This is a genomic window from Nocardioides sp. (assembly GCF_047607365.1).
In the GTDB taxonomy this organism is placed as follows: domain Bacteria; phylum Actinomycetota; class Actinomycetes; order Propionibacteriales; family Nocardioidaceae; genus Nocardioides.
This window is the reverse complement of the sequence record NZ_JASGDD010000018.1, coordinates 1-5,545: the sequence shown is the minus strand read 5'-3', so window position 1 is coordinate 5,545 and position 5,545 is coordinate 1. Positions and strand designations below refer to the sequence as shown.

The 5,545-nt window shown below is 74.7% G+C and carries 6 protein-coding genes; 5 read left to right on the top strand and 1 reads right to left on the bottom strand.

Going from position 1 to position 5,545, the window contains the following annotated elements:
* The 3 genes from QM572_RS01745 to QM572_RS01735 all read left to right on the top strand — a co-directional run.
* The coding region (locus tag QM572_RS01745) for a FecCD family ABC transporter permease (RefSeq protein ID WP_415089387.1) at positions 1–914 on the top strand (914 nt) is incomplete at its 5' end.
* A 58-nt stretch (positions 915–972) separates the two neighbouring features.
* Positions 973–1,761: an ABC transporter ATP-binding protein gene (locus tag QM572_RS01740; RefSeq protein ID WP_415089385.1), complete on the top strand. Its 789-nt coding sequence runs from the start codon at positions 973–975 to the stop codon at positions 1,759–1,761.
* Entirely contained in the window at positions 1,758–2,897 is a 1,140-nt protein-coding gene (locus QM572_RS01735; RefSeq protein WP_415089383.1) for an enterochelin esterase domain-containing protein, read from the top strand. The genes QM572_RS01740 and QM572_RS01735 overlap by 4 nt, the downstream gene beginning before the upstream one ends.
* 45 nt (positions 2,898–2,942) lie before the next feature.
* Here the strand turns inward: QM572_RS01735 and QM572_RS01730 are convergent, their stop codons facing one another.
* A complete protein-coding gene (locus tag QM572_RS01730; protein WP_415089381.1) occupies positions 2,943–3,275 on the bottom strand; it encodes a hypothetical protein in 333 nt (110 codons plus the stop codon).
* A 115-nt stretch (positions 3,276–3,390) separates the two neighbouring features.
* Here QM572_RS01730 and QM572_RS01725 point away from each other — a divergent pair, with 115 nt between their 5' ends.
* Entirely contained in the window at positions 3,391–4,101 is a 711-nt protein-coding gene (locus QM572_RS01725; RefSeq protein WP_415089379.1) for a siderophore-interacting protein, read from the top strand.
* 2 nt (positions 4,102–4,103) lie between these two features.
* Complete coding sequence (locus QM572_RS01720) at positions 4,104–5,528, top strand: MFS transporter (protein ID WP_415089377.1); 1,425 nt, start codon at positions 4,104–4,106, stop codon at positions 5,526–5,528.
* Positions 5,529–5,545: the final 17 nt, after the last annotated feature.

Below are 5,545 nucleotides of genomic sequence, written 5' to 3'. Positions count from 1 at the left end.
TCATGGTCGGCGACTACGGCCTCGGGCCGACGGCGGTCTGGCACGCGCTGACCGGGTCGGCCGACGACCCGCTCGCCGCCTACTTCGTGCAGGAGCTGCGCGCCCCCCGCGTCGTCGCGGCGCTCGCGGTCGGCGCCGCCCTCGGCGTGTCGGGCTCGCTCTTCCAGAACGTCACCGGCAACCCGCTCGGCAGCCCCGACATCCTCGGCTTCACCACCGGCGCCGCCACGGGCGCGCTGCTGCAGATCATCGTGCTCGACGGCAGCAGTCGCGAGGTGGCCGTCGGCGCGCTCCTCGGCGGGCTCGCCACCGCGCTCGCCGTGCAGCTCCTCACCCGCCACGCCGGCCTGACGGGCCAGCGACTGGTGCTCGCCGGCCTCGGCGTCGGCGCCTTCCTCGCCGCCGTCAACACGCTGCTGGTGGTCCGCGCCAGCCTGGTCGCCGCGCAGACCGCCGCGCAGTGGCTGGCGGGCTCGCTCAACGCCATGCTCTGGCCGCGCGCCCTCCTCACGCTCGTCGTCGTCGCCGTGCTCGGCGGCGCGGCGGTCGCGCTGGCCCGGCCGCTGTCCCAGCTGGCGCTCGGCGACGACGTCGCCAGGGCGTCGGGCATCCCCGTCGGCCGGGTCCGGGTCGCGGCCGTCCTCGTCGGCGTCGGCCTGGTCAGCGTGGCCACCGCCGCCACCGGGCCGATCGCCTTCGTCGCCCTCGCGGCCCCCCAGATCGCCCGCCGCCTCGCGGGCTCGGCCACCCCGGGCCTCGCCGGCCCGGCGCTCACCGGAGCCGTGCTCGTGCTGGTCAGCGACGTGCTGGCCCAGCGGCTCTTCGCGCCGACCGAGCTGGCCGTCGGCGCCGTCACCGGCGCGCTCGGCGGGCTCTACCTGATCGTCCTGCTCGCCCTCCGGAGGAACACGTGACCCACCCCGTCCAGCTGATCGCTCCGCTCCGCCGCGGGCGGAGGGTAGGGATTCTCCGGTGACCCGCCTGACCGCCCACGACCTCGCCGTCGGCTACGGCTCCCACGCGGCCGGATGTGTGATCGAGGGGCTCGACCTCGAGATCCCCGATCGCGCCCACACCGTGATCGTCGGCCCCAACGCCTGCGGCAAGTCCACCCTGCTCCGCGCGCTGGCCCGGCTGCTGCCGGCCGCCGGCGGCACGGTCGCCCTCGACGGACAGCCCCTGACGGCGTACGACGGCAAGGCGCTCGCCCGCCGGATCGGACTGCTCCCGCAGAGCCCTATCGCGCCCGACGGCCTCGGGGTGGCCGACCTCGTGGCCCGGGGCCGCTACCCGCATCAGGGGCTCTTCCGGCAGTGGTCGGAGGCGGACGAGCGGGCGGTCGAGGCCGCGATGGCGGCCGCCGACGTCGCCGGGCTGCGCGACCGTCACGTCGACGAGCTCTCCGGCGGCCAGCGGCAGCGGGTGTGGCTGGCGATGGCCCTGGCCCAGGAGACCGAGCTCCTGCTGCTCGACGAGCCGACGACGTACCTCGACCTCGCCCACCAGCTCGAGGTGCTCGACCTGGCCCGCCGGCTCGTCGGAGGCGGGAAGACGGTCGTCACCGTGCTGCACGAACTGCACCTGGCGTTCCGCTACGCCGATCATCTGGTCGTCATGCGCGCCGGGCGGATCCTCGCGCAGGGACCGCCGCGGGAGGTGGTCACGGCCGAGCTGATCGAGCAGGTCTACGACCTGCGGGTGCGGATCATCGAGGACCCCGTGACCGGCACGCCGCTGGTGATCCCCGAGGTGCGGCCGTGAGCGTCCCGGCGGGCCGGCGGCCGCCCAAGGTGCCCCGCCCGCACCCGATCCCGCGCCTCCCGTCGCCCGATCCGGTGCCCGCGCGCACCACCGTCGACGGCGACCGCTTCACCTTCGTGTGGCCCGATCCGGACGGCGAGGCCGAGGCGGTCCTGCTCTTCGCCAACCGGCTCACCGACGAGACCCAGCTGGACCAGACGCTCCTGGAGCGAAGCGACGGGGTCTGGCACGCGACCTTCGGGATGGGCGCCGACTGGCGTGCCTCCTACGCCTTCCTCGTGCAGCGTCGCGGCGAGCCCGCCCCCTGGCTGGCCGGCGAGCGCGGCGACCAGGTGGCCATCCGCGCCACGCTGGACCGCGGCCTCCCCGACCCCGGCAACCCCCTCTCGTGCCACAACCGCGCCGGCGTCCGGCAGTCGGTCGTCGAGGGCCCCGACGCCCCGCCGCAGCCCTGGCTCGCCGAGCGTCCCGGCGTCGCGCGCGGCGCGGTCGAGGAGACGGCGGCGCCCGGCGGTCGCCGGGTCTGGCTCTACGACCCGCCCGGCGTCGCGCTCGGTGCGGAGGTGCCGCTGATCGTCGTTCTCGACGGCGAGGTCTGGGCCGGTCTGCAGTCGCTCCCGACGACGCTCGACAACCTCCTCGCCGACGGCGTCGGCCCGGTCCGGGCGGTGCTCGTGGACTCCGGCGGCCGGGACGCCCGCTGGCAGGACCTCTCCTCGGACGGCTCCGGGGCGTCGTACGTCGTCGACGAGCTGATCCCGTGGGTGCGCGGGCTCCGCGGGGTGACTCCCGGGCCGGGCGCGGTCGGGGTGGTCGGGCAGAGCCTCGGCGGTCTCACCGCGCTGCGGCTCGGGCTCACCCGCCCCGACGCGGTCGCGGGCGTGGTGTCGCACTCGGCCTCGCTGTGGCAGGACGGACTGCTCGACCTCGACCCGCCCGCCGGCGTACGCGTGTTCCTGGGGCACGGCTCGCAGGAGTGGGTGCTCGACGGCCCCCACCGAGCGCTGGCGGACCGCCTCCGCGCGGCCGGGGTGGAGCTGGAGGTCAGCATCCACAACGGCGGCCACGACTACGCATGGTGGCGCGGGGGAGTGGCCGAGGGGATCGCCTGGCTCGTCGACACCGATCGCGCCTGACGCACGCCATCGAACGTTCGTCGCCGCCCGAGGGGGCGGCGTCGCTCAGATGACGTCGGGGGTGGCGATCATGCCGATCCACACGCGGACGGTGCGGTCGGCTGTGGGCTCGTCGAGGGCCCACTCCGAGCGCCACGTCTCGACCACGCCGGCCAGCGCGGCGCCGGGCCGGTCGTCGTCGCGGTCCACGCGATAGACGGTGAACCGCGACGGCAGGCTCAGCTCGGGCAGCGGCGTGCCGGCGGGGAGCTCGAGCACCACCTGGCCGTAGGCGTCCGGCGCGAGCGCGGCCGCCTCCTCGCGAAGCTGGATGAGGTCCTCGAGGCCGCCCGCCAGGATGACGTGATCCAGCGGCGTGCGTCGACGATGAGGCCTCATGGATCCAAGTATTGAGGTAAGCCTGCCCTAACGACAAGTCGATGCTCAGTCGGCGAGACGGGCGCAGTCGCACCTTTCCTTGAAGATCAGATATAGGTAAGGCTAACCTAATTTCATGACGACGAGGCGCCTGATCGACCCGCTCCTGGTCACGGCGACGGTGAGCGCGGCCGACCATGCCGGTCGCTACCACGCGCTCACGCTGGCCGGGCCGGGCCTCGTCGGCCTGTCCTGGGTGCCGGGCCACCATGCGCGCATCCAGGTCGGATCGGCCAACGCGCTCGTGGATCGCCTCCTCGGAGCGCTTCGCACCTACACGGTGTGGGACTACGCCGGCGACGCGATCGAGCTGCGGGTCCTCGACCACGGCGACGGACCCGGCGCCCGATGGGCCCGGGAGGCCACAGTCGGCGACGAGGTGCGGTTGATCAAGCCGTACGGCTCGTTTGTCACCCGCACCGGCGCCTACCACCTCTTCGTCGGCGAGGAGACCGCCCAGGCGGCCTTCGGGCCGATGATCCGGGGCCTCGGCGAGGACGCCACGACGTACGCCGTCATCGAGACCGACACCGCCGCGGAGGAGCTGCCGCTGCCCGGAGCGGTGAGCCGGACGCACCGCAACGGCGCCAGCGCGGTGCGCTCCCAGCTCCTGGTCGACGCCCTCGCCGCCCTGGAACTGCCCGAGGAGCCCGGCACCGCCTATGTCGCCGGCGAGGCCGGGACGATCCAGATGGTGCGCGACCACCTCGTCCGCGACCGTGGCTGGGGCCGCCGCGACGTGGTCACCAAGCCCTTCTGGGCCCCCGGCCGCACGGGTCTGGACTGACCGTGACGACGACCACCGCGACCACTCCCGCCCCGGCCCGCCCCGGCCTGGTCCTCACCGTCGTGTGCCTGTGCCAGCTCATGGTGGTCCTCGACATCACCGTCGTGAACGTGGCGCTGCCGTCCATCCGCGACGACCTCGGCTTCCACGCCTCCGACCTGCAGTGGGTGGTCAACGCCTACACGCTGACCTTCGGCGGCCTGCTGCTCCTCGGCGGACGCGTTGCCGACCTGTTCGGCCAGCGCACCGCCGCGATCGCCGGGCTGAGCGTCTTCGGGCTCACCTCGCTGGCGGGCGGCCTCGCCACCGAGCCGGGCCAGCTCGTCGCCGCCCGGGCGGTCCAGGGGGTCTCCGGCGCACTGCTGCTGCCGGTCAGCCTCACTGTGATCACCACCTCGTTCGCCGAGGGCCCCGAGCGCCGGCGTGCCCTCGGCGTGTGGGCGGCGGTGATGGGCGTCGGCGGCGCCGCGGGGGTCCTGCTCGGCGGGGCGCTGACCGAATGGCTGGACTGGCGCTGGGTCTTCTTCGTCAACGTCCCGATCGCGGCCGTCGCCGTCCCCCTCGCGGTGGCCGGGATCCGCAACCTGCACCGCGGCCGCCCGCGCCTCGACGTCGCCGGCGCGGTGCTCGTCACCGCGGCGACCACCTCGCTCGTGTACGCCGTCGTGCGCACCGATCGCCACGGCTGGGGCTCCGCCCACACCCTCGGCTTCCTCGGTCTCGCCGTCGCCCTGGGCGCGGCGTTCGTCCTCGTCGAGGCACGCTTCGCCGCCGAGCCGCTGGTCAGGCTCGGCCTGCTGCGCCAGCGGTCCCTGGCGGTCGCGTGCGTGCTGGTGTTCTTCATCGCGCTCGGCCAGTTCGGGGCGTTCTACCTCGCGTCCCTCTACCTGCAGAACGTGCTGTCCTACACGCCGCTGGAGGCCGGGCTGGCGTTCGTTCCGTTCAGCGTGGGCACCGTCGTCGGGACCGTCGTCGGCATGCGACTCGTCGCGGCTCGCGGACCATGGCTTCCCGTCGCCGGCGGACTCGCCCTGACCGCGGTCGGGATCGGCTGGTTCGGCCTCATCCGCACCGAGGGTGGCTTCGTGGGCAACATGCTCGGCCCCTCGGTCGTCGGCAGCATCGGGCTCGGCGCCTGTCTGGTGGCCAACACCTCGATGGGCACGACCGGCGTCGACCCGGCCGAGGCCGGGCTGGCCAGCGGACTCCTCAACGCCGCCCGCCAGATCGGCGGCAGCATCGGGCTCGCGATCCTGGTCGCCATCGCCGGCGCCGTGACGCGCCACCACGACGGACCGCCTCTCGAGGCGCTCAACGCCGGCTACGCCCGCGGCTTCCTCGTCTCCGGATGCCTGATCGCGGTGGCCGCTCTCATCTGCCTCGTCGCGGCGCCGCGCGACCGCGCTCCGGCCGCGACCGCGGCGTAGCCCCCGCGCGGCGCGGC

Excerpts from the sequence above, each read along its gene's own strand:
- QM572_RS01725 (WP_415089379.1), top strand. The coding sequence starts at position 3,391 with ATGACGACGAGGCGCCTGATCGACCCGCTCCTGGTCACGGCGACGGTG.
- QM572_RS01730 (WP_415089381.1), bottom strand. The coding sequence starts at position 3,275 with ATGAGGCCTCATCGTCGACGCACGCCGCTGGATCACGTCATCCTGGCG.